Origin of the sequence: Streptomyces sp. NPDC026673, assembly GCF_040638135.1 — a bacterium.
Classification (GTDB): domain Bacteria; phylum Actinomycetota; class Actinomycetes; order Streptomycetales; family Streptomycetaceae; genus Actinacidiphila.
Map to the genome: position 1 here is coordinate 1 of NZ_JBEZXR010000102.1, position 24,188 is coordinate 24,188.

Consider the following 24,188-nt stretch of genomic DNA (forward strand, 5'->3'; position numbering starts at 1 on the left):
GGGTCGGCCGCGTGCGCGGGGGCGGTCAGGCCGGTGACGCCCAGGGCGACGGCGGCGGCGAGCAGGACGGACAGGCCGGTGCGGCCGGGTCGGTGGACCGGTCTGGGCCGTATGCGTGTTGACATGGACGAATGCCTCCGGCAGCCCGGTGCGACCCGGGCTCGGTAGTGGGACGTCGAATGCGGCGCACCATCGCGCCCGCGGCTCGCCCTGCACCCTCGCCGCGATCACACCCGGGTGACAAGACGAAATCCCTTGGGAATACGCGCAGTTGCACAGGTGAGAACTCCGCGTCCCTCACCTCCGCGGGGTGTCGCCGGCCGCGGCCGCACACGCGGCGGAGGGGCGGGCCCATCGCGGGACCAGGGCCCGCGTGAGCCACCGCTGCGGCAGGCCGGGCGCCACACCCGCTTCCCGCGCACCGCGCCCGTGCCCCGCTCGGTGCGTGCCGGGCCGCGCCGGTACGTCCGCCCGGGCGGTGCGTCGAGGCGGCGCCCGGTACGGGGATCGCCTACGGCCGAGCCCCGTACCGGTCGAGAAGCGCCGCGACGTAGTCCTCCAGGCGGCCCACCTGTGTCGGCGGGGTGAGGTCGCGGCGGCCCAACTCCCGCCAGGGGACGGCGACCTTCTCGGCGTCGGGTGCGAAGGCGAGGGCGTCCAGGAGCCGCCAGTAGAGGTGGTCCCCGGGGGCGCCGGCCAGTCGGCCGCCCGCCGCGGTGTAGAGGTCGGCGAAGCGCAGCCCCGCCTCCGGCCCGTGGAGGAGCGCGAGGGCCGTGGCGCAGTGCGCGACGTCGAGGTCGGCCGGCCCCCAGGAGGTCTCCACCCAGTCGACCACGCCGGTGATGCGCAGGGCGGCGCCGTATCCGGTGAACAGGACATTGCCGGGGTGGAAGTCGCGGTGCAGGAAGCGGCCTTCGAAAGCCGGCGGATCACGGCGGATGACGTCCACCGCCCGGGCCCACAGCCCGGGCCGGCCGGTGGCTTCCGGCCGGCGTACGCGGTCGGGCGAGGTCCAGGCCTGATAGGTGCGGGGCCGGTCGGCCCCGGTGACCGGAAGCCGGTGGATGCGGACGAGTTGGCGGGCCAGGAGTGCGGCGCGTGCCCCGGCGTCCGCCTCCTCCAGCCGGACGGTGCCCGGGAGCAGCGACATGAGCAGCGACGGGTGGTCGCAGTGCTCCGCCGTCGCGTCGACGGCGTGGAGTTCGGCGGCCGGGACGTCGCTCGGGCCGAGCAGCGTCAGGATCCGCGCCTCGCGGTCGAGGAGCCCCTCCGCGTGCCGGAGATAGAAGGGTGCGACGAAGGACCGCAGTACCAACTGGCGTTCGCCGTCCCGTCCGACGACCCGCAGGCGGCGCATCTGCGATGTCCAGCCGCCGAGGAGCCGCTCCGCGGACTCGATGCGTTCCCCGTCACGGAGGTGCCGTCGCACCCAGGCGCGGGTGGCCTCCCAGCCGGACCCGCCGTCCTCGGTCGTGGTCATCCGGGCAGCCTATCCGGCCGGTTGACCGTCCGGCCGGTTGCTCACCCGGCGGCCGGCCGCCGTCCGCCGAGCACCATGGCGATCAGGGACGCCGCGGTCGCCCGGAGCCGTTCGGGGTCCTGGTAGACGCGCTCCATGACGACGGTGCCGCGGGTCATGGTGATCAGGACCCGCGCGGCCTCGGCGGGCGGGACGGTGAGGAGGGCGGACGCGTCCTCCCGGGAGAGCCGTTCGGCCATGACGCCCTCGAGCCGGTCCAGCATCGCGCGGATGGCGGCCCGGATGGGCTCGGAGTCGGCCTGGGTGTCGGTGGCCGTCTTGGTCGACAGGCAGCCGCGGGCGGGGGTGCCGCGGGTCATGGAGCCGATGGTGAAGTCGAAGAAGTCCTCCAGCGCCCGCCAAGGGTCCGCCTGGTCCAGCGTGGCGGTCGACTCGGCGATGAAGGCGTCGGCGTAGTCCCGGAAGACCCTCAGGAACAGCGACTCCTTGTCCCGGTACGCGTTGTAGAGCGAGCCGCGCTGCACGCCGGTGGCGGTCGCCAGGTCCTGCATGGAGGTCGCTCCGTAGCCCTGGTTCCAGAAGACGTCCAGGATCCGGCCCAGGGTGTGCTGCTCATCGAACTGACGCCGTCCAGCCATGCGGCAACCGTAATCATCTTTGACGCATCCGTCAAAGTTTGCAATGGTGTCAAACATGACGAGGTTGTCAAAGATGGCCCGGAGTGATGGGCCGGGCTGTGCCCGGACCCGTCCTGACCGGGTGGAAAGCGGACATGAGCACATGAGCACCACATCCCCCGGCCCCGCCGCGTGGCGGGCGATAGCGGCCGGGGCGAGCGCGAGCTTCGTCGGCATCGGCCTGGCCCGCTTCGCCTACACGCCCCTGGTTCCCGAGCTGATCACCGCCCGCTGGTTCTCCGCGTCGGCGGTCGCCTATCTCGGCGCGGCCAATCTGGCGGGCTACCTCGCCGGCGCGCTGAGCGCCCCGTGGGTGGGGCGGCGGCTCGGTGACCGCCGGGCCCTGCGGTGGACGATGGCGCTCGCCACGGTCGCCCTCCTCGCCTGCAGCGTGCCCGTCTCGGCCGCCTGGTTCTTCCTCTGGCGCCTGGCCTCGGGATTCGCCGGAGGCGTGATCATGGTGCGGGTGGCCGGCGCGGTGCTCCCGCACCTGCGCGGCGCGCGCCGCGGACTGGCCGGCGGGGCGATCTTCGCGGGGCTCGGGGTCGGCATCGCCGCCTCGGGGACCCTGGTGCCGCTGCTGCTCCACCTCGGCCTGAGCCGTACCTGGATGGGGCTGGCCGCCCTGTGCGCGGTGCTCACCGCGCTGAGTTGGAACGGCTGGCCCACCGCGTCCACCACGTCTGCCGCGTCCACCACGTCCGCCGCGTCCACCACGCCAACGGCGCCCGCCGTGGCCCCCGCCCCCGCGGCCCCGGCTTCCCCGCCCCGCGGGTCCGCCCGCTCGCGGCGGCTCGGTCTGCTGCTCGTGGAGTACGCCCTGATCTCGACGGGGCTCACCCCGGCCATGGCCTTCCTCGCGGACTTCGTCGGCCGGGGGCTGGACCGCGGTTCCGGCAGCGGTTCGATGGTCTGGATCCTCTACGGACTCGGCGCCCTCGTCGGCCCCACCCTCTACGGCTTCCTCGGCGACCGACTCGGGTTCGCCAGGGCCCTCCTGGTGATCACCCTGGTGCAGGCGGGGGCCCTCGCCGGGCTCGCCGCGGCACACGGCCTCCCGGCGATCGCGGCGCTGAGCGTGGTCATCGGCTCCTTCCCGCCCGGTGTCGTGCCCGTCGTCCTGGGCCGCGTCCACGAGCTGGTGCCGCGGCGCCCCGAGGCGCAGTCGGCCGCGTGGGGCAAGGCGACGGTCGCGGGGGCGCTGTCGCTGGCCCTCTCCGCCTATCTGTACTCCTACCTCTTCGACCTGACGGGTCAGAACCACCGTGTGCTGTTCGCCATCGGCGCCGTCGCCCTCGTTCTGGCGCTCGTCGTCGGGTGCGCCGCGCGGTTCGTCCGCGCCGGTGCCGAAGCGCAGACCCCGGAGCCGGCTCCGGCCGGGGCCGGACGCGCGGCGGGCTGACGGGCGGGGTCCGGGCCGGGGCCGTCCTCGTTCGGCTTCCTTGTTCCACGTCCCCGTTCGGCGCCGTGAGGGCCGCTGCGAGCCGTACGTCCCGAAATGCCGGCGTGCCCGGGGCACCCTCCCGTCGGCCCCCACGCCGAACCACCGTGGCGCGCTTGTGACATGTCGCAGAGTGGCCACGCGGCCCGGGCCCCGGGGCCGGCCCGGGCCGCGGCGGCCTCCCCGGGTGCGGGCCGCCGGGCCGGGCGTACCGGCCCTGGTCCGTCCGGCCGCGTGAAACGCGTGGTCAGCGGCGCTGCGGGGGCGCCTCCTTGGCGGCCGGGGGCCCGCGGCCTGCCGGTGAGAACGGAGGCGGCGGTTCACCGGCATGCGCGCGGTGCATCACCACCACGGCCTCACATACCTTCACCGGCCAACAAAAGTCATCGGAGCGTTGATCAACACTGTCGGCAACTCGCATATAGTGACCGCGAGTTCCCAGCGAACACGGAGCCCGACCGGGATTCGTGCGCGCGGTGGTGCCCGTTTTTGCCGACGTCCGCTCCGTTCGTCCCTTCCGTCTGTCCCCTTCGTCCCATCCGCCCGTACGGCCCCGAGGTCACTGATCGATGACAGCGCAGACCGCGCTCCCGCGCCCGCGGACCGGGCGCCTGCGCATACCGGCACGGCAGCGTGAGCAACGTGCTCCGCTCGCGTACCTGGTACGGGCCCTGGCCGTGCCCCTGGTGGTCACCGTGCCGGTCGCCGTGTGGCTGGTGGTGGCCGCTCCGGAGGCGGTGCGGACCCCCGCCGCCGTCGGGTCGGGCGCCGGGATCCTGGCGCTGGCCTGCGCCGTGGCCGTAGCGGCGCAGGAGCGCTGGCGGGCCCGGCGGCTGGCCGGACAGCTCGCCGCCCTGCGGGCGGACGCCGAGCGGTTCGCCGACGAGGTGCTGCCCGCCGCGGCCGACCGGATCGCCGCGGGCGAGGCCGTGGACCGGGCGCTGGTCGCGGTGCGGGAACCGCTGACCGGTGCGCAGCGACGCGTACTGAACCTGGTCGCCGACCGGGTCGGCAGCAGCGAGTCACGGCGCGCCGCGGCGATGGCCGTCGGCGCCAACGCGGCCGGACGCATGCAGGCACTGGCCACCGGCATGCTGGCCGACCTGCGCCAGATGGAGCACCGCCACAGCGACCCGGCCGTGCTGCACGACCTGCTGCACCTGGACCACCGCACCGCGCAGGCCGGCCGCCTCGCCGACAGCATCGCCGTACTGACCGGTGCCCGTTCCGGGCGCCGGTGGGCCAAGCCGATCAGGATGGAGTCCATCCTGCGCGGCGCGATGGGCCGCATCGCCGGCTACCAGCGGGTGCGGCTCCACTCCACCAGCGAGGTCGCCGTCGTCGGGCACGCCGCCGAGGGCGTGATGCACGCGCTGGCCGAACTGATGGACAACGCCGCGAACTTCTCCCCGCCCACCGCCGAGGTCCACGTGTACGTGGAAGAGGTGCCCGCGGGCGCGGTCATCACGGTCGAGGACAGCGGCCTGGTCATGGGCGAGGTCGCGCTGCGCCGGGCGCAGAGCGCCGTCGCGCTGGGCTCCGGGGATCTGACCGGCCTGTCCGGAACCAGGCTCGGCCTGACGGTGGTGGGGCGGCTGGCCCGCAAGCACGGGCTCACCGTCTCCTTCCGGCCCTCCGCCCGCGGCGGCACCGGCGCGGTGATGATGGTCCCGCAGGAACTGCTCACCGTCCCGCGCCCCGGGACCCATGCCGAGCCGGAGGCCGCCCCGGTCCTGCCCCCGGAGGCGCCGGCGGCCGCCCCGTCCGTCCCGGTGTCCGCCACGGAGCCGGGCCGGGACGAGGAAGCCCACCCCGCGGCACCGGAACTGGGGGAGAGCGGCCTGCCCAAGCGCCGGCGCGGCCAGACCCTGGCCGCCGCCGGCCACGACCGGACGGCCGCCGCACCCCGGAACCCGAGCGCCGGCGGCGGCACCGCGGCGGAGCGGGCCGCCCGGTTCAGCACCTTCCGCAGTGCGGTGCACGGCACCACCCCCGCCGCGCCCGCACCCGCACCCGCCCCCGACCCCGTGTCCCCCGCGGCCGCGCCCGGCGCGGACCGCGACGAGCACAACGCGACGGACCCATCCCCAGAAAGCGACGCGCGATGACCGCACCAGCCACCGGCAGCACCAGTACGGACGAGCGGCTCAACTGGCTGCTGGAGAACCTGCTGGAGCGCACCCCCGGCGCCCGCCACGCCCTCGTCCTCTCCCGGGACGGGCTCAAGCTGTGCCGCACCCCCGAACTCTCGGTGGACCAGGCGGACCAGCTCGCGGCGATCTCCGCCGGCATCCAGAGCCTTTCGCAGGGCGCGTCCATCGAGTTCGGCGACGGCAGCGGCGGAGTCCGGCAGGCCATGGCCGAGTTCTACGGCGGCATCCTGTTCATCGTGGAGGCCGGCGACGGCGCCCACCTGGCCGTCGTCGCCGACGACGACGCCGAGGTGGGACTCATCGGCCACAACATGCACGAGCTGGTCGAGCAGCTCGGCGAGCACCTGAGCGCCCCGCCGCGCGAGGTGCCCGGCGAGGACGGCGAAGACGCATGACACCCCGCCCGGGCCGGGAGGAGGATCCGGACCGGCTGTACACCCTCACGTCGGGTCGCAGCCGGCCCGCGTCCGATCTGTTCGACCTGGTGACCCTAGTGGTCGCCGAGTGCGATCCGGTGCCGGGGATGCAGTCGGAGCACGCGGCGATCCTGCGGATCTGCCGGCGGCCCACCGCCGTGGTGGAGCTGGCCGCGGATCTGGCGCTGCCGGTCGGCATCACGCAGGTACTGCTCTGCGATCTGCTGGACACCGGCCGGATCAGTGCCCGGCATCCCCGTACCGCCCGGACGGCGGCTCAACTTCCGGACCCCGAGATCCTGGAGCAGGTGCTCGTTGGACTACGCAACCTCTGACCCCGGCCTCCTCCCCGGCCCGCCGGGGCCGCGGGCGCCGCTGCCCGCGAGCGCCGACAACGGGCTGAAGATCGTCATCACCGGCGGGTTCGGCGTGGGCAAGACGACCATGGTCCGTTCGGTCAGCGAGATCCGGCCGCTGAACACCGAGGAGACGATGACGCAGGCCGGTGCCGGCGTCGACGACCTCGCCGGGGTGCAGGCGAAGACCTCCACGACCGTGGCCTTCGACTTCGGCCGGATCGGCATCAACGCACGCACCGTGCTGTACCTGTTCGGCGCGCCCGGACAGGAGCGCTTCTGGTTCCTGTGGGACCGGCTGTTCTCCGGCACGCTCGGCGCGGTCGTGCTGGTCGACACCCGTCGCCTGGACGACTCCTGGTACGCCATCGACCGTCTGGAGCACCACGGCACCCCGTTCGTGGTGGCCCGCAACGACTTCGGCGGGCCGAAGCACACCGAGGAGCAGGTCCGCGACGCGCTGTCGCTGCCCGACGGGGTGCCGCTGGTGGACTGCGACGCCCGGTCCCGGCAATCGTCCAAGGACGTCCTGATCACCCTCGTCCAGCATCTGCAGACCCTGTCCGGCGCGCGCCCGCGCGCCAGGGAGAGGACCGCCCCGTGACCAGCCAGCCATCCGCGGCCGCCGGCACCGACCCGTTCGCCGGGGCGGTGCCCTTCAGCGGTCCGCGCTTCCACATCGAACCCGCGGCCCTGTACCGGGAGTTGCGGCGCGACCACGGCGCCCTCGCCCCGGTGATGCTCGACGGCGACGTGCCGGCCTGGCTTGTGCTGGGTTACCGGGAACTGCTGCACGTCACCAACGACCCGGTGCTCTTCAGCCGCGACTCGGACCTGTGGAACCAGTGGGACCGCATCCCCGACGACTGGCCGCTGCTGCCGATGATCGGACGCAAGCAGCCGTCGATCCTCTACACCGTCGGCGAACGGCACCGGCGGCGCGCCGCGATGATGGGCAACGCCATGGAGGCCATCGACGCGGTCGAACTGCGCCGCTACGCCGAGGGCTACGCCGACGGGCTCATCGACGCCTTCTGCGGACGCGGCACGGCGGACCTCCTCGACGACTTCGCCATGCTGCTGCCGGTGCGCGTGCTGGCCCGGCTGTACGGGTTCCCCGAGGAGCAGGGCCCCCGCCTGGTGAAGGCGGTCAAGGACCTGGTCGACGGCGGAGAGGACGCCATCGCCGGACAGCTGTACGTCTACAGCGCGATGACCGAACTGCTCCAGGCCAAGAAGGAGCAGCCGGGCGCGGACGTGGTCTCGCGCATGCTCGCCGACCGGTACGAGTTCTCCGACGAGGAGATCGTGCAGGACCTGATGGTGATGACCGTGGCCGGGCACCAGCCCACCGCCGACTGGATCGGCAACTCGCTGCGGCTGATGCTCACCGACGACCGCTTCGCCGCCTCGTTCACCGGCGGCCGGCACAGCGTCGGACAGGCCATGAACGAGGTCCTGTGGGAGGACACCCCGAGCCAGAACATCGCCGGCCGGTGGGCCAGCCGCGACACCCGGCTCGGCGGCCGCCGCATCGCCTCCGGCGACCTGCTCATCCTCGGCTTCGCCGCGGCCAACGCCGACCCGCAGGTGCACCTGGAGGCCGGGGCCTCGACCAACGGCAACAACGCCTGGTTCTCCTTCGGCCACGGCGAGCACCGCTGCCCGTTCCCCGCGCAGGAGATCGCCGAGGCCATCGCCCGCACCGGCATCGAGGTGCTGCTGGACCGCCTGCCCGACCTGGAACTGGGCGCGGACCCCGCGACGCTGGTGCGCCGCCCGTCCCCCTGGCTGCGGGGCATGACCAAGCTCCCCGTGCGTTTCACCCCCACTCCCGCTCTAGGAGAACTCTGATGAAGTGCCCGGTCACCGGCCACGAAGCCGCCTCCCCCATCGTGCTGGACCCGCTGGTGGGCGACCTCGTCGCTGAGAGCGCCGCGCTGCGCGGAGCGGGCCCGCTCGCGGCGGTCGAACTGCCCGGCGGGGTGCCGGTGTGGGCGGTCACCCACCACGCCGAGGCCCGCGCGCTGCTGACCGACCCGCGGCTGGTGAAGGACATCGCCCACTGGGACGCCTTCACCCGCGGCGACATACCCGCCGACTGGGCGCTGATCGGCCTGGCCAACCCCGGCCGTTCGATGCTCACCGTGGACGGCGCCGACCACCGCCGGCTGCGCTCGCTCGTCGCCCAGGCCCTGACCCCGCGCCGCGTGGAGCAGATGCGCGCCCGGATCGAGGAGCTCACCGCCGGACTCCTGGACCGCGTCGAGGAGGCGGCGCGCGCCGGAGACGTGGTGGACCTGAAGGCCACCTTCGCCTACCCGCTGCCGATGTACGTCGTGCAGGAGCTGATGGGCATCGACGAGGCGCACCTGCCGCGGCTGAAGGTGCTGTTCGAGAAGTTCTTCTCCACCCAGACCCCGCCCGAGGAGGTCATCGCCACGCTCGGCGAGCTCGCGGAGCTGATGGCCAAGACCGTGGCCGACCGGCGCGCCGAGCCCGGCGACGACCTCACCAGCGCGCTCATCGCCGTCTCCGAGGACGGTGACCACCTCACCGACGCGGAGATCCAGAGCACCCTCCAGCTGATGATCGCCGCCGGTCACGAGACCACGATCTCCCTCATCGTGAACGCGGTCGTCAACCTGCTCACCCACCCCGACCAGCTCGCACTGGTCCGGGACGGCCGGGCGAGCTGGGAGTCCGTGGTGGAGGAGACCCTGCGCCACTCCACCCCGACCTCCCACGTGCTGATCCGCTTCGCCACCGAGGACGTGCCGGTCGGCGACAAGGTCATCGCCAAGGGCGAGGCACTGATCGTCTCCTACGCGGCGATCGGCGGCGACGAGAAGCAGCACGGCCCGACCGCCGGCGTCTTCGACATCACCCGCCCCCACCCCATCCGGCACATCGCCTTCGGCCACGGACCGCACGTCTGCCCCGGCGCCGCGCTGTCCCGCCTGGAGGCCGCCGTCGCGTTGCCCGCCCTGTTCGCGCGCTTCCCCAAGCTCGACCTGGCCGTGCCCGCGGCGGAACTCCGCAACAAGCCGGTCGTCACCCAGAACGACCTGTACGAGCTGCCCGTCAGCGTGAACTGACCCATCGTCGGTGTCCGACACCGCCCCGCCCCGCCGCGTGCCGGTGCGGGGCTTTGTCGGTCGTGCCCGACCCCGCACCGACGAGGAGGCTCCCGGGCCGTCGTACGGCAGGCCGTCGCGCGAACTGGGCTTCCTGGCCATCGGGCTGTTCGAGGAGGCCGGCCCGCGCGGTGGGCACGAGTCGACGCTCGAGACGATCCGGCGCGGACCGGCCCTCGGCCGGGCGGCTCCGGTGCCTTCCTCCTGACGACGAGGGTGTCGCGGCCCCGCCCGGCGTCGCGGCGCTCAGCAGAACGCGAGCGCACCGGGCGGGGCCGGTCCCGTCACACGCCGATGTCGCGGCCGTCCTTGCGCCACGCGGCCACGACGGACGGCCGGGGGATCCCCTTGCCCCCGTCCGGCCAACGCGAGGACGGGTTCTCGTACGTGGAGCCGTCGGTCTCGCCCGGGTGCTGCACCGCGACCAGCACACGCTTGCCCTGGACGATCGGACCGCAGGTCTCCGCGCCCTTGGGCACGCTCAGGAACTGCCGGACCTGACCGCGCTTGTCACCCTTGACCGCGACCCCGAAGAGGGCGTCGTGGGTGCCGAGGGTGCCGGGCGCGCCGTCGGTGGAGATCCACAGGTTGCCGTGCGGGTCGAACGCCACGTTGTCCGGGCATGAGATCGGGCTGACGTCGTCCTTCGGGAAGCCCGCGAAGTAGGTGGCGGGGTCGGAGGGGTCGCCGGCCACGAGGAAGAGCCGCCAGGCGAAGCGGTCGGCGGCCGGGTCGTCGAAGAACTCCGCGAGCTCCAGCACGTGCCCGTGCTTGTTGCCCGCACGCGGGTTCGCCTCGTCGGCGCCCGCGAAGCCGGCCTTCCCGCGGTTGGTGTTGTTGGTCAGCGCCACGTACACCCGGCCGGTGCGCGGGCTGGGTTCCACGTCCTCGGGGCGGTCCATCTTCGTGGCGCCGGCCTTGTCGGCGGCGATCCGGGTGAACAGGTACACCTCCTCGGCGGTCATGCCCTCGACGAACGAGGTGGTGCCGCTCGCGAGCTTGATCCACTCGCCGGAGCCGTCGAACTCGCCGTCCGAGGGCAGCTTCCCGCCGCCGTCGAACTCCGCGGCCGGGCTGTCGCCGGTGAGCCTGGCGACGTAGAGCGTGCCCTCGTCCAGCAGCGACAGGTTGTGCTCCCGCACGGCCCGGCCCGAGCCGTGCCGCATCGCCTTGCTCGCGACGAACTTGTACATGTAGTCAAAGCGCTCGTCGTCGCCCATGTAGACGACCGGGCGGCCGTCCGCGGTCAGCCGGGGCTGCGCGGCCTCGTGCTTGAAGCGGCCCAGGGCGGTGTGCTTGCGCGGGGTCGAGTCCGGGTCGAAGGGGTCGAGTTCCACGATCCAGCCGAAGCGGTTGACCTCGTTGGGCTCCTTGGCCAGGTCGAAGCGGTCGTCGAACCGCTCCCACTTGCGCTCGCTGGCCGCCCCGGCGATGCCGTAGCGCTTCAGCCGCTCCGCGGTGACCGGGTCGGTGACCGAGGCCGCGTTGCCGAAGTACTGGTTGAAGTTCTCCTCCCCGGAGAGCACGGTGCCCCACGGGGTGGTGCCGCCCGCGCAGTTGTTGAGGGTGCCGAGGACCCTGGTGCCGGTGGGGTCGGCCTTGGTGCGCAGCAGGGGGCTGCCGGCGGCGGGACCGGTGAGCCGGAAGGCGGTCCGGGTGTGGATCCGCCGGTTGAGGCCGTGCCGGTTCACCGGGTACAGGCGGCCGGAGTGCCGGTCCTCCTCGACCACGACCACGCTGAGCCCGTGCGCGGCCCAGGCGATCTCGACCTGCTCACGGGTGGGGTTGGCCGCGTCGTAGGCCGGGAACATGAGGATCTCGTCGGTGTACTCGTGGTTGGCCACGAGTACCTGGCGGCCCCGCTCACCGGGCAGGTCGAACAGGTGCAGGAAGTCGTTGTTGTAGCCGAACTGGCCCGCCTGCGCCGCGGCGCTCTGCCGGGTGGGGTCGAACGCGGGGGCGCCGCGCAGGATGGGGTCGCCCCAGCGGATGACGACGCCCTGCGTGTAGCCCTCGGGCACGACCACGGCGTCCACGGTGCCGGGCTGGACGGGCGTGAAGCGCAGGCCCTTGGCCGCGTCGCGGTCGACGCCGCCTCCGTGGCCGCCGTGCAGCGGCTCGGGGGCTGCGGCGGCGACGTCGGTGCCGGAGGTGACGGCCATGCCGCCCGCGGCGGCGGCGAGGGTGACCACGGCACCGGTCCGCAGCATGGTGCGGCGGGAGAGGGCGTCGGCGATGACGTCGCCGAGGTAGGCGTTGCCGCTGGTGTTGGGAGCCTCGTGGGCGCAGGCGTCACCGCACTTGAACCGGCAGGTCAGGGCGGACCTGCCACCGTCGTGGCGCGTGAGCAGCGGAAGAAGTCTGTGCGGCCGCACAGTGCCTCCAAGTCTATGTTCCGGTATAGCGAATCCCATGGGACGGTAAAGAGCCGTGTTCTCGCAGGGGTGGCCGGAACGTGAACCGCGAATGAACCGGTGGCCGCGGCAGGGGAGGAGCGCCGACCGGGAGGGGTTCGTCGCGGCCTTGGCCGCCTTCCCGTGCCCGACGGTGGGCGCCGGGCTCACGCCGGGGCGGGCGCGGGCGACGTCGACTTCCGGGTGTTCACGGCGCAGTGGAGGTCCATGCCGTGCGCGGTGCGCCGCCGCAGGGCTCCGGTGGTGTGTCGGAGGCCCCGCCGGGCGCCTCCTCGCGCACGCCGAGGCCCGCCGCGCCCGCCTCTGCCTCGCCACCGTCGGCCTCCGTGCCGACAGCGCCGGAGCGAACCCGGCGGCACTCCACGCCGCCCGCCTCTGCCCATCCTGCACGGGCGTCGGGATGTGGCCGGCGCATGCGCCGGACGCCGCCGCCACCCGGGAGCGGAACGGCGTCGCGGCGGCCCCCTTCGGCGCCCGGGGGCGCCCTGGGCCCGGAGCGTACGCGCGGCACTCGCGTGCTTCCCGGGACGGGCGTTCGTACCCGCCGTGGAGTTCGGCGTGCACGCACCCTCGTTCGCCAGGGTGGGGGTGGTGGCAGGGCTGTTCCGGGACGTCGGGCACTTCCCGCGGCTCGACGCCCGGGAACCGTTCGCCGCGGCCTTGGCCGTGTTCCCGTGCCCGACGGCGGCCGCCGGGCTCACGCCGGGGCGGGCACGGGCAGCGTCACCTCCCAGGTGTCCACGGCGAAATGGAGGCCCATGCCGTGCGCGGTGTACAGCCGCAGGGCTCCCGTGGTGTTGTCGGTGTCCACGCCGAGACCGACGGTGTCGCGGCCGCGTGCGGCGTAGACGCCGAAGGCGTGGCGCAGAAGGTGGCCGGCGACGCCCCGGCCCCGCGCCTCCTCGCGAACCCCGAGGTTGCGGATCCAGGCCATGGCCGCGCGGTCGTCGCGGGTCAGCGCCACGCCCACGTCGCCGGAGCCCTGGAGCGAGGCGATCCAGACCAGCGACCAGTCGATGCCCGTGCCGAGGTCGTCCAGCCACTGCGGGTAGGTGCGGTGCTGGTGGTCGAAGTGCTCCGCGAAGGTCTCCTGCAGGAGTTCGTGGGCGCGGCGGCGGTCGGCCTCCCGTGTGCAGTCGCGCAGCGTCAGGCCGGGCGGGAGCCCGGGAACGGTGTCCGCGGCGCGGGAGAGCGGCCGGGTCAGCACGTGGTGGCGCCGTACGGTCCGCCAGCCGCGCCGCGTCAGACGTGTGGTGTCCATGGTGGGCGCGCTGTTGAGGGCGAGATGGACGACGGCCCGGTGCGCGCCGTTCTCCGCGGCGCGTTCGGCGGCCCTGGCCTCCATGAGGTCCAGCAGGCGTTCGCCGACGTCCTGGTGCGCGGGCAGGATGTAGTGGTCGATGTCGATGCGTTCGGCACCGGACTCGTCCCACAGCAGCCCGAACGCGACGGGGGAGCCGTCCTCGAGGGCCAGCCAGGAGTCGCGCTCCAGGTCCGTCTCCGGGTGGAGCAGTGAGGTCTCGACCGTCCCCAGGTCGGTCTCGGGGTGCCCGAGCTCCACGACGTCGACGGCGTTGAGCAACTCGCAGATGACGGGAGCGTCCTGGGGAACGGCCGGGCGCACGGTGAGGGGCATGCCGCAACTGTCGGCACCGGGACCGCGGCGGGCAAGTGCTTTTCGCAGCGGTCCCGGTCGGGTGGGGACGGCCCGTCCGCGTCAGGCGTCGGCGGCCTCGGTGGCCGGCCGATCCGCGTCGGCGTCGGCGTCGGCGTCGGCGTCGCGCCGGGCGGGGACGGTGACCTGCGGGGCCTCGCCGGCGTCACCGGCCGTGGTGGCCGTGGCCGCGGCGGTCCCCGTCGGCACGGCGGGGACCATGACGTCGAGGTCGACGTCGTCCGGCCGGCGGTCACGGCGCACGTCGCCGACGATCAGGGCGACCACCGCCGCGGAACCGACGAACTCCAGCAGGCTCTGCGCGGTGTCCACGGCGGTCACGGGCATCGTGCCGACCGCGTAGCCCCACAGCTCCGTGAAGGCCGAGGGCATCATGAAGAGCGACAGGCCCACCGAGAAGCCCGGGGCGACGGGCCGGCGCCGGGCCGCGAACAGCATGCCCGCCCCGCACAGCACGGTCAGGCACACCCACTGGTACGGCGACGGCACCGCGAGGATCGACCGGCCGCTGCCCTTGCCGACGATCAGATCGGTGAGCACGGCCGGACCGACCTGAAAGGCCGTCACCGCGTTCCGTCCGATGTAGAAGATGTTGAGCACCGCGAGCAGCAGCCCGGAGGCGGTGGCCGTCACCTTCACCGGGCGGACGCCGCCCGTCACCGTGTCCGCGGCGGCGGCCTCGTACTCCATGTGCCGGGCCAGCAGAAGGAGCCCGCCCAGGACCAGGGAGATCACCACCGCGAGGACGGCGGTACCGCCCACGGCGCTCAGCGAGGCCCCCTTGAGGGTGCCGAACCACGGGTCGGAGGGCGAGTCGAGCAGCAGGTACCACACGGCGGGGAGCCGGAAGCCGAGGGTCACGGTGCACGCGGTCATCAGCAGGCCGCCCGCGCCGCGGGTGCGGAACAGGGTCGCCAGGCCGGCGCAGAGCTGCAGGGCCGCCAGACCGAGGTCCAGCGAGGAGGTAGCCGACAGACCCGGCACCCACCCGGTGGTCCACAGCGACCAGGCGCCGGGCAGACCGCGGACAACGATGTCGTACAGCAGCCAGAACGCCGTCTGGGCGAACAGCGCGAGGCTCAGCACGGCCACGGCCACGCGTACCTGATTGATCGACATCCCCGGACGGTTCATGGCGCGCTGTCCCCTCGACGGCCAAACGTGGTTTAGTTCACAACTATCCAATGACGGAGCAGAGCATAAACGGTCCCCCGTGTGCCCACGCCAATCCGCCCCCCACGTGGAGTCTTTGGGGGACCGCCGGGGAACGCCGGGCCAACGGGAAATGAATGACGGCACATCAGGGAGATCGGCCCCGACCCGTGGAGTGATCCGGGGACGGGGCGGGGCAGGGGCGGGCGGGGATGCCCCCGGAAGGGGCTCCCGGCGGACCGCGGCGTCGTGGCGCGGCCGTCCCGGCTCAGCCCTGGAGCAGCCGCGGGTCGAGGACGCGGTGCAGCCGGTGGGCGACCGGGCGGAAACCGCGGTGCGGCCAGAACACCGAGGAACGCGGGTTCGCCGCACGCCAGTCCGTCACGCACACGCGGAAACCCAGCCGTGCCGCGTCGGCGAAGGCGTGCTCGGTGAGCCGGCGGCCGACGCCGCTGCCCCGGGACTCCGGAACGGTCGCGGCGAGAAGCAGCTCGACCGAGCCGCGGGGCTTGGTCGGTGACGCCTCGTCGTCCGGCACCGGCCGCATGACGCAGAAGCCCCGCACGCCGTCCGGGCCTTCGGAGAGCCAGTACGACACGGCGGGGTCCTCCAGCAGCTCCAGATGGCCCGGCCGCAGGTCGTCGTAGAAGGAGGGCTCGATGAAGGCGAAGACCGGAGGGCCCGCGTGCGCGTCGGCGACGAGGCGGAACAGCGGCTCGAGCGCGTCGAGGTCGGACGGCCCGGCGGCGCGGACGTCGTCGTGGAGCCTTCCCGCGTCCGCGGGCAGGTCCGCCAGCGCGTGGACCTGCTCGTAGCCGAAGCACTGCGACAGCCAGACCGGCAGATCGCCCGCGGCCGCGACGGCGTAGTGGTGCAGCCGCCCTTCGGCGAGCCACTGCCCCGACAGCTCCGCGTAGAGCCGGCGCAGGACGTCCTCGTCGCGCGCCGCGTAGTGCCCCGGTCCCGTCCAGACGTGCCGTCCGCGGGAGTCGTCGCCGGGCACGGCCAGAAGGTGGCCGGTGAGCGCGCCGTCCGCGGCCTCCGCGACCGCGCCGCGCGCGCCCTGCTCCCAGGCGGTCCGCAGCAGGTCCGCGCAGGCGGCCGGGTCGGTGAACCCCGGGTCGAGCGCGGCCTCCCGCGCCAGGTCGCGGCGGTGCCGGTCGGCGAGGAGACCGGCCGCGGCATCGATGTCGGATGCCGCGAACGGCCTGGTCGTCGGCGCGTTCAACAGTGGTGCCTTCCTTCCGGGGGTCAGGCCCTGCGGGCCTCGATCAGACAGCGCTGCGAGTACGCCACGAAGGGCCCGTGCCGTTCCATGAAGTCGTGCAGCTCGGCAAGCCGCTCGCGATACGCGTCCACCGTGAAGCCGGGGACGATCCAGATGACCTTCCGCAGGAAGTGGACCACGGCCGCGATGTCGTGGAACTCCATGCGCAGCGCCTCCTGGCGTACGTCCAGGACCTCCAGGCCCGCCGCCTCGGCGCGGGCGGTCGCCTCGACCGCGCTCGTGCCGGCCGTCGTCGTGAAGGGGCCGGGCGACGGGTGCGGGGACGCGGACCGAGGCCCCATCAGGTAGTCGGTCAGCTCCCGCACCGAGCCCGCGCCGACCTGCTGGGACAGGTAGGTGCCTCCGGGGCGCAGCACCCGGCGCACCTCGTCCCAGCGGGTCACCACCGGGTGCCGGCTGACGACCAGGTCGAAGTGGGCGTCGGGGAAGGGCAGGTCCGCCGTGTCGGCGACCTCGACGACCGTGCCGCCGAAGCGTGCCAGGTTGCGCCGGGCGATCTCCAGGTTCGGCGGCCAGGACTCCGTCGCCGCGACCACCGGCGGGGCGGTGGGCACCGAGGCCAGGACCTCGCCGCCGCCGGTCTGGACGTCGAGCACGGCCTCGGCCCGCGCCATCCGCTCCGCGAGGAGCTTCGCGTACCCCCAGGACGGGCGCTGCTCACTGGCGCGCCCGGAGAACCAGGAGAAGTCCCAGCCCTCGGTCGGGACGGCGGCGCCTTCGGCGAGGAGATCTTCGAACGTGGACATGGGCGCGAGGATGGCAGACGCGCAGGCCGGAGCGCATCCGGATTACGCCGCGCCCGGCGCCAGCCCGCGGCGGGCCGTCAGCAGCCGGTCCTCAGGGGGGTGAAGGACATCGGGGTGCCCTCGTCGGCGCCGGCGGCCGTGTCGTAGGTGGCGGAGTCCACCGTGTACCAGACGTCGTCCTCGGTGCGGTCGCCGCCGACGTCGTCGAGTTCGACGCACCAGCGCTCCGCCGCGAGTACGCGGGTGTAGGGCTCGGTGCCCTGCTGGACCTTCCTGCAGTCCTTGTAGTGCTCGGAGGTGTACCAGGTCCGGGTCGACTTGCGCTTGCCGGAACCGCTCGAGGAGCTGTGCTTCACCCGCCGGGTGCGGTCGGTGCACCGCCGCACCATGTGCGGGCGCCGGGCGGCGGCGGTCTTGCGGGCCACGTGGCGGTGGTCGTCCAGCATTCCGGTGACGGGCGGGTCCGCCTGCGGCGCCGGGGCGCCGGTGGAGTCGGTGGAGTCGGTGGAGTCGGTGGAGACGGTGGCCGATGGTCCGGATCCGGCCGAGGACCCCGTGTCCGGGCTCGCGCAGGCACCCAGCAGGGCGGCCAGGAGCGCGACGGCCAGGACGGCGGGGGACGGGCGGCGGTGTCTGAGCACTTCTCTCCTCGACGAACGGGAACGGAACGGGCGGTGAATGCCTGCCCGGATCATGACGCGTTGTGGACCGCCCGGGTTCCGGTGTCCCCGCAGGATTCCGTCATCGCCCCGACACCACCTGGCAGTTCCCGGCGTCCGGGCGTCGGAGACTGGGTAGGAACCGGGACGGGGATGGCTGGAACTCGTAGTCCTTGCCCGGGTCGCCGACGGCCCGGGAAGGGGGGATCTCGGTGGGGAAGGCAACGGTGTTCGTCGACAGTGGAGGCCCGGCGGCAGGGGCCGTGCGCAGCGGGACCGCGAAGGGGTGGGCCGGGGGGCCCCTGCGCGTCCCGGGGCCGTCGCTGCTCAACCCGGGGCTGCGGCAGGTGGAGGAGCAGGCGCTGGCCTGGGCCCGCAGGACCGGGCTGCTGTCCGCGCACACCGCGGAACAGGCGGGCCGGGAACGGCAGGTGGCCATGGCCGCACACGTGTGGCCCTGGGCGGAGCCGGGACGGCTCGCGGAGCTGGCGCGGCTGACGCTGTGGATGTTCGCCGTCGACGACGACAGCGACTCCGGCCCCGGCGACGCGTCCGCCGGGACCGGCCGTGAACTGGAGGCGATGACACGTGCCCTCGGCGCCTGGGCGGGTACGGTGCCGGTGTCCGCGGCGCCCGCCGTACGCGTTCTCGGCGAGGTGGTCCCGCGGGTGACCGGCGCCATGGGGCCCGCCTGGGGCGACCGCTTCCGCCGCCATCTGGTCGCGTGGATCCGCACCAACCAGGACACGATCCGGTTCCGCACCGACCGGGAGGTGCCCTCGCCGGAGGCCTACATCGCCTGGCGGCGGGTCTCCGGGGCGACCGGCTGGTGCTTCGACCTGATCGAGTACGCCCAGGAGTCGGAGCTGCCGGAACGGATCTGGTTCTCGCCGGCCTGCCGCCGGCTGCGCGAGGCCGCAGCCGATGTCATCGGCTGGACCAACGACCTGTTCTCCGTGGAGAAGGAGCTGAGCTCCGGGGAGACCACCAACCTGGTCCTGATCCTCCGGCACCACCAGGGCCTGACGTTGCGCGAGGCGGTCGACGAGACGCGGCTGTGGCACGCGCGCCGGGTCGACGCCCTGCGGATCGCGACCCGTGATCTGTACGCCACCGCCCTGGCGACGGACCTCACCTCCGCCCAGCTGGCCGCGGTCTGCCAGTACGCGGACGGCGTCCACGCCTGGGTGCGCGGCTTCCTCGACTTCTCCCTGGCCTCGGCGCGCTACTCCGCCCCCGGCTAGCGGGCGCTTCCGCCGGGAGCACACCACGGCGGGGCGAGCCAGGGGAGGGCGCGGAGGCCGCCGTGCGGGCCGCCGGGGCGTATGCCGTTCGCAGGGCGGCCCGGCGGGGGTGCCCGGGCGGCCCCGGACGGGTCCGGGCGGGGTCGGACAGGTCCGGCGCGGCGGTGCGCGCCGCGACGCGTGCGGGGACAGGGGGCCGCCGGGCGGCTCCGCGAGCGGGCTTCACGCCGGCGCCCACGGACCGGACCACGGCCCGCGGCCGGCACGGGCGCACACGGCGCGCGCCCGTGCCCTCCGCGGAGGAGGGCCCGGGCGCGGGGCGCGGTGGTCAGTCGCGGGTGACGTGCCCGTCGACCAGCCGCCACAGCCCGAGCGGGTTGCCGGCGGCCAGTGCCTCGGGGAGCAGCGCGTCCGGGAAGCCCTGGTACGTGACGGGCCGCAGGAACCGGTCGATGGCGGTCATGCCGACGGAGGTGAAGCGGCTGTCGGTGGTCGCCGGGAACGGCCCGCCGTGGATGGTGGCGTGGCCGACCTCCTGCGGGTGGGCGAAGGCGTTCACCACGATCCGGCCGGTGCGGCGCTCCAGGACCGGCAGGAGGCGCACCGCGTGCGCGTGGTCCTCCTCGTCGAGGTGCATCGTCGCCGAGAGCTGGCCGCGGAAGCTGCGGGCCACCTCCAGCAGTTGTTCCGGGCCGCTCAGCCGGACCAGCAGGGCGGCCGGCCCGAAGACCTCCTCGGCCAGCGAGGGATCGGCCAGGAAGCGGTCCCCGTCGACCTCGAGCAGGCGCGTGCGGCCCTCCCAGGCACCCTCGGGCTCCGGACCCTCGGCCACGGCCGCCGCGCCGGAGTCCCGCAGCCGCCGCGCACCGCGCTCGTACGCGTCGTGGATGCCCGGGGTGAGCATCGTGCGGGCGCCCATGGCGCTCACCCGCGCGGCCGCCGCCTCGCGCATCGCGGCGTATCCGGGGCCGTCGACGGCGAGCAGGACGGCGGGCTTGAGGCAGGCCTGCCCGACGTTCACCAGCATGCGTTCGGCGAAGCCGTCGCCGATCTCGCCGCCGCGCGCCGCCAGCGCTGCGGGCAGGACGAAGGTCGGGTTGACGCTGGTCATCTCGGCGAAGACCGGGATCGGGTCGGGACGCAGCTGCGCCCTCCGGTACAGGGCCATGCCGCCGGCCTCGGACCCGGTGAAGGTCACGGCCTTGATCAGGGGGTGGTCCACCAGGGCCTCGCCGATCTCGTTGCCCGCCCCGCGGACGAAGGAGAACACGCCCTCGTGCAGTCCGGAGTCGGCGACGGCGCCCTGGATGGCGCGTCCCATCAGCTCCGAGGTGCCCGGGTGGGCGTTGTGGGCCTTGACGATCACCGGGCAGCCCGCGGCCAGCGCGGAGGCGGTGTCGCCGCCGGCGACGGAGTACGAGATGGGGAAGTTGCTCGCGCCGAAGACGGCCACCGGGCCGATGGCGATCTTCTGCATGCGGTGGTCCAGGCGCGGCCGGGGCTGCCGCTCCGGCTGGGCCGGGTCGACGGCGGCGTGCCGGAACCGGCCCTGCCGGACCACGTCGGCGAACTGCCGGAACTGGCCGGCCGCCTTGGCCGCCTCCGCTTCGAACTGCGCCGCCGGGAGCCCGGTCTCCAGCGAGGCCCGCTCGGCGAGCTCCGCGCGTATGCCGTCCAGCCGGTCCGCGACCAGGTCGAGGAACGCGGCGCGCTCCTCGATGCCCGTGCCGTTGTAGCTGTCGAAGGCCTCGTCGGCCAGGCGCGCGGCGCGGTCGACCTCGGCCGGGCCGCCGAGCGCGAACTCCGGTGCGATCAGCTCGCCGGTCGCGGGGTTGAGGGCCTTCATCGTGCCCTCGGACGCCGGGACGGACGATGCCCCGATCAACATCTCTCCGGTCAGTCGCATGTCAGCGTGCTCCGTTCTCGAGGGTCGCGAGCAGATCCGCGGTGGTGGTGATGGCGTGGGCGTAGGTGGGGCCGTTGAGCTCGTGGGCGGCGTGCAGCATCTCCGGGAGGTAGGCGGCGGTGGCGTCGCGGACGAGCGTGACGTGGTAGCCGAGTTCCATCGCGTAGCGGCCGGTGGACTCGATGCAGGTGTTGGCGAGCAGGCCGATGACGATCACGTGGGTGATGCCGTGCTGCTTGAGCTGGAAGTCCAGGTCGGTGTTGGCGAAGCCGCTCTGTGCCCAGTGCTCGAGGACGACGACGTCCTCGTCCGTGGGCTGGAAGTCGGGGTGGAACTCGCCGCCCCAGGTGCCCAGCGCGAAGGTGTGTCGGTCCTGGATCAGCCGCTGGGTCGGGTTGGGGTGCTCCCAGGTCTCGTAGTCGCCCTCCTGCCAGCGGCGGTGAGGGACGAAGAAGACCTTCTGGCCCGCCCGGCGTCCCGCGCCGACGACGGCGCGGAGGTTGTCCAGGAGGCCGACCTGGGTGGCGACGCTCTCGAGCGCGGGCCAGACCTTGCCGCCCTCCGAGAGGAAGTCGTTGTAGGGGTCGACCAGCAGGATCGCCGTGCTGGTGGGCTCGTAGGTGTCGGTCATGGCGCGTCCTTCCCATTGTGGATTACTTGCATCATCCTCATTCAGGATTACTCTGGTCATCCTGAATGTCAAGGAAGGACGCCGGCCGCGGAATCGGAGCCTGCGGCGCACCGGAACCGGGGGCGGGCCGGCGGCCATCGGACGGCGCCCGACGGGCGCCCGGACGGCAGTGAGGTACCGAATGACCCCCGATGAACTGCGTGATTCCCTGGTCGGCGCCTGGCGCCTGATCTCCTACGAGGCCACCGACGTCCGGAACGGGGATGTCGTCGAGCCGTTCGGGTCGCGACCCGAGGGCCAGATCCTGTACACCCCCGGCGGTCGCATGTCGGCACAGATCATGCGGGGCGGACGACCCGCCTTCCGCAGGGGACGCCTGGAGGAGGGGCAGCCCGGGGAACTGGCCGCGGCGGCCACGGGCTATCTGGCCTACGCGGGCACCTACGAAGTCCCCGCGGGCGACACGGTCGTCCACCGTGTGGAGCTCAGCCTGTTCCCGAACTGGGTGGGCGGCACCCTGACCAGGGTCGCCGCCCTGGACGGCGACCTGCTCCGGCTCGCCCTGCCCGAACCCGGCAGGATCTGGGGCGCGATCCGCACCGGTGTCCTCGTCTGGCAGCGCACGGGATGACACCCCGCCCGCGCTCCGGGACCCGGAGCGCGGGCGCGCCGCGTGGCGGCCGCTATCCCCGGGTGGCGGGCACCGCCGCGGCGTCCGCGTCCTCACGCCGCCGGGCGTGCCGCGCCCGCCCGGCACCCGTGCCGCGGGTACGGAGGGCGTGCCAGGTCAGCGCGAGTCCGCCGAGCAGGAGGAAGCCCAGGCCGCCGCTCACGACGCCGTGCCACCCGAAGGCGGAGAAGAGCACTCCGGCGACGGCGGATCCGACGGCGCCGCCGGCGAAGACCGCGAACATGTAGACCGTGTTGAGCCGCGCCCGGATCTCCGGCCGCGCGGTGAAGATGCGCGCCTGGTTGGCGATCTGGCCGCTGGTCACGCCGTAGCCCAGGAGATTGCAGCCGACGGCCAGCGCGGCGAGCGACTGCCCCGCGACCCCGAAGAGCGCGAAGGCGAGCAGCGCCGAGGTGACGGCGAGAGCGTTGACCGCGCGCGGCCCCCACCGGTCGGTGAGCCGCCCCGAGTAGCGGGCGGCCAGGGCGCCGGGCACGCTGCACAGGCCGAACAGGCCGATCACGGCGGGGCCCAGCCCGATCGGCGGCGCGGTGAGGTGGAAGGCGAGCGTGGACCAGAAGGCGGAGAAGGCGGCGAAGACCGTCGCGCCCAGTGCGGCGGACAGGCGCAGCGGGGGGTGTTCGGCGATCAGTCGCGGGAGCGAGGCCAGCAGGCGCGCGTATCCGCCGGACGTCGCGGCTCCGGCCGGCCGCTCCGCCGGCATGTAGCGGGGGAGGACCAGGAGCAGCGCCGCGGTGGCCGCGGCGGCGACCAGGAAGCCGGCCCGCCAGGTTCCGGTGGCCTCGGCGATGAGGCCGGAGGCGGTACGGGAGAGCAGGGCCCCCAGGGTCAGTCCCGTGCCGACCGCTCCCAGTACCCGTCCGGCCTGGCCCGGTGCGGCCATGGAGACCACCGTCGGCATGATCACCTGGGGCAGGACCGTGCTCGCGGAGAGGACGAGGGTGGCCAGGCCCAGCAGGGCGACCGAGGGGGCGAGGGCGCCCGCCAGCAGCGCGACGGCGGTGACGGCCAGCAGGACGGAGGAGAGCCGGCGCAGCCGGGCGCGGTCCGCCAGCGGGATGACGGCGACGATGCCCAGCGCGTAGCCGATCTGCCCCGCCGTGGCCACCAGTCCGGCGGCGGAGGCGGAGATCCCGAAACCGCGCGCGATCTGGTCCAGGAGGGGCTGGGTGAAGTAGATGTTGGCGACGGTGATCGCGGTCGCCGTGGCGAAGACGGGGATCGTCCCCCGCTTGACGTCCGGGCGGGTGGCTGGGGTGGTCATGGTGCCTCGCGGATGGGTCGCGGTCGGGACGGGGGAAGGGCGGGAGCCCGCTCCGGCGAGGGCTCGCCGGCCGGCGCGCGGAGCGCCCTCCGCTGTGTGGATGATTGATGTCATCCACATGAAGGATGATGCGTGTCATCCTGTGTGTCAAAGAGGGCCCGGATTCCCCGGGCGGCGTTGTATGATGGACGTCATCCACATTGATCGGGGCAGCCCGACGTAACATCCGGGAGGTCAGGCGATGGGTCACTCGCAGGCAGCCAAGGCCGAGTCGCGCGAGAAGGTCCTGCGGATCACCGCCCGCCGGATCCGCGAGGAGGGCATGACGCGTCCCGGTGTCGCGGAGCTGATGAACGAGGCCGGGCTCACCCACGGCGGGTTCTACAAGCACTTCGCGTCGCGCGACGACCTGATGGGCCAGGCGGCGGCGCTGGCCCTGGCCGACGGGGAGGCGAAGATGGCCGAGGCCGCCCGCCGGGACCCCGAGGAGCCCCGCGCGGGCCTGATCGACGCCTACCTCAGCACCCGTCACCGGGACGCTCCCGGAACCGGCTGCGCCCTGGTGACGCTCGGCGCCGCGGCGGGCCGCGGCGACGCGGCGATGAAGGAGGCGTACGAGCAGCAGGTGCGGAGCTATCTCGCGCTCATCGGCGAGGCGGCCGAGGGCGAGGCCGCCGAAGAGGCCCAGGCCGACGCGATGCTTACCCTCAGCGCACTCGTGGGCGCGCTGCTGATCTCACGCGCGGTCGCCGATCCGCGGCTGTCCGACGAGCTGCTGGCGACGGTGGCCGAGCGGCTGAAGAACGCGCCCGCGAAGGTCTGACCGCGGCGTCGCCGCCGGTGCCGCCCGGGCGGCAC

22 protein-coding genes are annotated in these 24,188 nt (G+C 73.9%); 11 read left to right on the forward strand and 11 right to left on the reverse strand.

Annotated elements, in window-relative coordinates; genetic code table 11:
• Positions 1–511 precede the first annotated feature (511 nt).
• Both AB0F62_RS38580 and AB0F62_RS38585 read right to left on the reverse strand, forming a co-directional pair.
• Positions 512–1,480 carry a phosphotransferase gene (locus AB0F62_RS38580; RefSeq protein ID WP_361810469.1) on the reverse strand — a complete coding sequence of 323 codons (969 nt, stop codon included), beginning with the start codon at positions 1,478–1,480 and terminating at the stop codon, positions 512–514.
• Between the two features lie 41 nt (positions 1,481–1,521).
• Positions 1,522–2,118 carry a TetR/AcrR family transcriptional regulator gene (locus AB0F62_RS38585; protein WP_361810471.1) on the reverse strand — a complete coding sequence of 199 codons (597 nt, stop codon included), beginning with the start codon at positions 2,116–2,118 and terminating at the stop codon, positions 1,522–1,524.
• A gap of 142 nt (positions 2,119–2,260) precedes the next feature.
• On the opposite strand from AB0F62_RS38585, the gene AB0F62_RS38590 reads away from it, so the two are divergent.
• The 8 genes from AB0F62_RS38590 (at position 2,261) to AB0F62_RS38625 (ending at position 9,868) form a co-directional block, all read left to right on the forward strand.
• Entirely contained in the window at positions 2,261–3,559 is a 1,299-nt protein-coding gene (locus AB0F62_RS38590; RefSeq protein ID WP_361810473.1) for a YbfB/YjiJ family MFS transporter, read from the forward strand.
• Between the two features lie 608 nt (positions 3,560–4,167).
• Positions 4,168–5,706, forward strand: coding sequence for an ATP-binding protein (locus AB0F62_RS38595; protein ID WP_361810475.1), 1,539 nt, complete (start codon positions 4,168–4,170; stop codon positions 5,704–5,706).
• Positions 5,703–6,146: a roadblock/LC7 domain-containing protein gene (locus AB0F62_RS38600; protein WP_361810477.1), complete on the forward strand. Its 444-nt coding sequence runs from the start codon at positions 5,703–5,705 to the stop codon at positions 6,144–6,146. The genes AB0F62_RS38595 and AB0F62_RS38600 overlap by 4 nt, the downstream gene beginning before the upstream one ends.
• Positions 6,143–6,502, forward strand: a complete 360-nt coding sequence (locus AB0F62_RS38605; protein ID WP_361810479.1) for a DUF742 domain-containing protein — start codon at positions 6,143–6,145, stop codon at positions 6,500–6,502. The genes AB0F62_RS38600 and AB0F62_RS38605 overlap by 4 nt, the downstream gene beginning before the upstream one ends.
• Entirely contained in the window at positions 6,483–7,127 is a 645-nt protein-coding gene (locus AB0F62_RS38610) for an ATP/GTP-binding protein (RefSeq protein ID WP_361810481.1), read from the forward strand. Before AB0F62_RS38605 ends, AB0F62_RS38610 begins: the two co-directional genes overlap by 20 nt.
• Positions 7,124–8,377 carry a cytochrome P450 gene (locus AB0F62_RS38615; RefSeq protein ID WP_361810483.1) on the forward strand — a complete coding sequence of 418 codons (1,254 nt, stop codon included), beginning with the start codon at positions 7,124–7,126 and terminating at the stop codon, positions 8,375–8,377. Before AB0F62_RS38610 ends, AB0F62_RS38615 begins: the two co-directional genes overlap by 4 nt.
• Positions 8,377–9,621, forward strand: coding sequence for a cytochrome P450 (locus tag AB0F62_RS38620; protein ID WP_361810485.1), 1,245 nt, complete (start codon positions 8,377–8,379; stop codon positions 9,619–9,621). The genes AB0F62_RS38615 and AB0F62_RS38620 overlap by 1 nt, the downstream gene beginning before the upstream one ends.
• A gap of 10 nt (positions 9,622–9,631) precedes the next feature.
• Complete coding sequence (locus tag AB0F62_RS38625) at positions 9,632–9,868, forward strand: hypothetical protein (RefSeq protein ID WP_361810511.1); 237 nt, start codon at positions 9,632–9,634, stop codon at positions 9,866–9,868.
• 76 nt (positions 9,869–9,944) lie between these two features.
• Here AB0F62_RS38625 and AB0F62_RS38630 read toward each other — a convergent pair whose 3' ends face one another.
• The 6 genes from AB0F62_RS38630 to AB0F62_RS38655 all read right to left on the reverse strand — a co-directional run bounded on the left by AB0F62_RS38630 (position 9,945) and on the right by AB0F62_RS38655 (position 17,576).
• Positions 9,945–12,035, reverse strand: coding sequence for a PhoX family phosphatase (locus AB0F62_RS38630; RefSeq protein ID WP_361810487.1), 2,091 nt, complete (start codon positions 12,033–12,035; stop codon positions 9,945–9,947).
• 736 nt (positions 12,036–12,771) lie between these two features.
• Complete coding sequence (locus AB0F62_RS38635; protein ID WP_361810489.1) at positions 12,772–13,710, reverse strand: GNAT family N-acetyltransferase; 939 nt, start codon at positions 13,708–13,710, stop codon at positions 12,772–12,774.
• 81 nt (positions 13,711–13,791) lie between these two features.
• Positions 13,792–14,868 (reverse strand): hypothetical protein, encoded by a 1,077-nt coding sequence (locus tag AB0F62_RS38640; protein WP_361810491.1) that lies wholly within the window; start codon positions 14,866–14,868, stop codon positions 13,792–13,794.
• 301 nt (positions 14,869–15,169) lie between these two features.
• Positions 15,170–16,129, reverse strand: coding sequence for a GNAT family N-acetyltransferase (locus AB0F62_RS38645; protein WP_361810493.1), 960 nt, complete (start codon positions 16,127–16,129; stop codon positions 15,170–15,172).
• A 23-nt stretch (positions 16,130–16,152) separates the two neighbouring features.
• On the reverse strand, positions 16,153–16,935 hold the full coding sequence (locus AB0F62_RS38650) for a class I SAM-dependent methyltransferase (RefSeq protein WP_361810495.1): 783 nt from the start codon (positions 16,933–16,935) through the stop codon (positions 16,153–16,155).
• A gap of 77 nt (positions 16,936–17,012) precedes the next feature.
• Entirely contained in the window at positions 17,013–17,576 is a 564-nt protein-coding gene (locus AB0F62_RS38655) for a hypothetical protein (protein WP_361810497.1), read from the reverse strand.
• Positions 17,577–17,806: 230 nt separating this feature from the next.
• On the opposite strand from AB0F62_RS38655, the gene AB0F62_RS38660 reads away from it, so the two are divergent.
• The gene (locus AB0F62_RS38660) at positions 17,807–18,838 is read left to right on the forward strand and encodes a terpene synthase family protein (protein WP_361810499.1); all 1,032 of its coding nucleotides are present in this window, start codon (positions 17,807–17,809) and stop codon (positions 18,836–18,838) included.
• A gap of 328 nt (positions 18,839–19,166) precedes the next feature.
• Here AB0F62_RS38660 and AB0F62_RS38665 read toward each other — a convergent pair whose 3' ends face one another.
• Together AB0F62_RS38665 and AB0F62_RS38670 are read right to left on the reverse strand one after the other, a co-directional pair.
• Entirely contained in the window at positions 19,167–20,744 is a 1,578-nt protein-coding gene (locus AB0F62_RS38665; protein ID WP_361810501.1) for an aldehyde dehydrogenase (NADP(+)), read from the reverse strand.
• Position 20,745: 1 nt separating this feature from the next.
• The gene (locus AB0F62_RS38670) at positions 20,746–21,375 is read right to left on the reverse strand and encodes an isochorismatase family cysteine hydrolase (RefSeq protein ID WP_361810503.1); all 630 of its coding nucleotides are present in this window, start codon (positions 21,373–21,375) and stop codon (positions 20,746–20,748) included.
• 181 nt (positions 21,376–21,556) lie between these two features.
• On the opposite strand from AB0F62_RS38670, the gene AB0F62_RS38675 reads away from it, so the two are divergent.
• Entirely contained in the window at positions 21,557–22,006 is a 450-nt protein-coding gene (locus AB0F62_RS38675) for a lipocalin-like domain-containing protein (RefSeq protein WP_361810505.1), read from the forward strand.
• Positions 22,007–22,058: 52 nt separating this feature from the next.
• Here the strand turns inward: AB0F62_RS38675 and AB0F62_RS38680 are convergent, their stop codons facing one another.
• Positions 22,059–23,330: an MFS transporter gene (locus AB0F62_RS38680; RefSeq protein WP_361810507.1), complete on the reverse strand. Its 1,272-nt coding sequence runs from the start codon at positions 23,328–23,330 to the stop codon at positions 22,059–22,061.
• Positions 23,331–23,571: 241 nt separating this feature from the next.
• Here AB0F62_RS38680 and AB0F62_RS38685 point away from each other — a divergent pair, with 241 nt between their 5' ends.
• Positions 23,572–24,153 (forward strand): TetR/AcrR family transcriptional regulator, encoded by a 582-nt coding sequence (locus AB0F62_RS38685; protein WP_361810509.1) that lies wholly within the window; start codon positions 23,572–23,574, stop codon positions 24,151–24,153.
• The last annotated feature ends 35 nt before the right edge of the window (positions 24,154–24,188 follow it).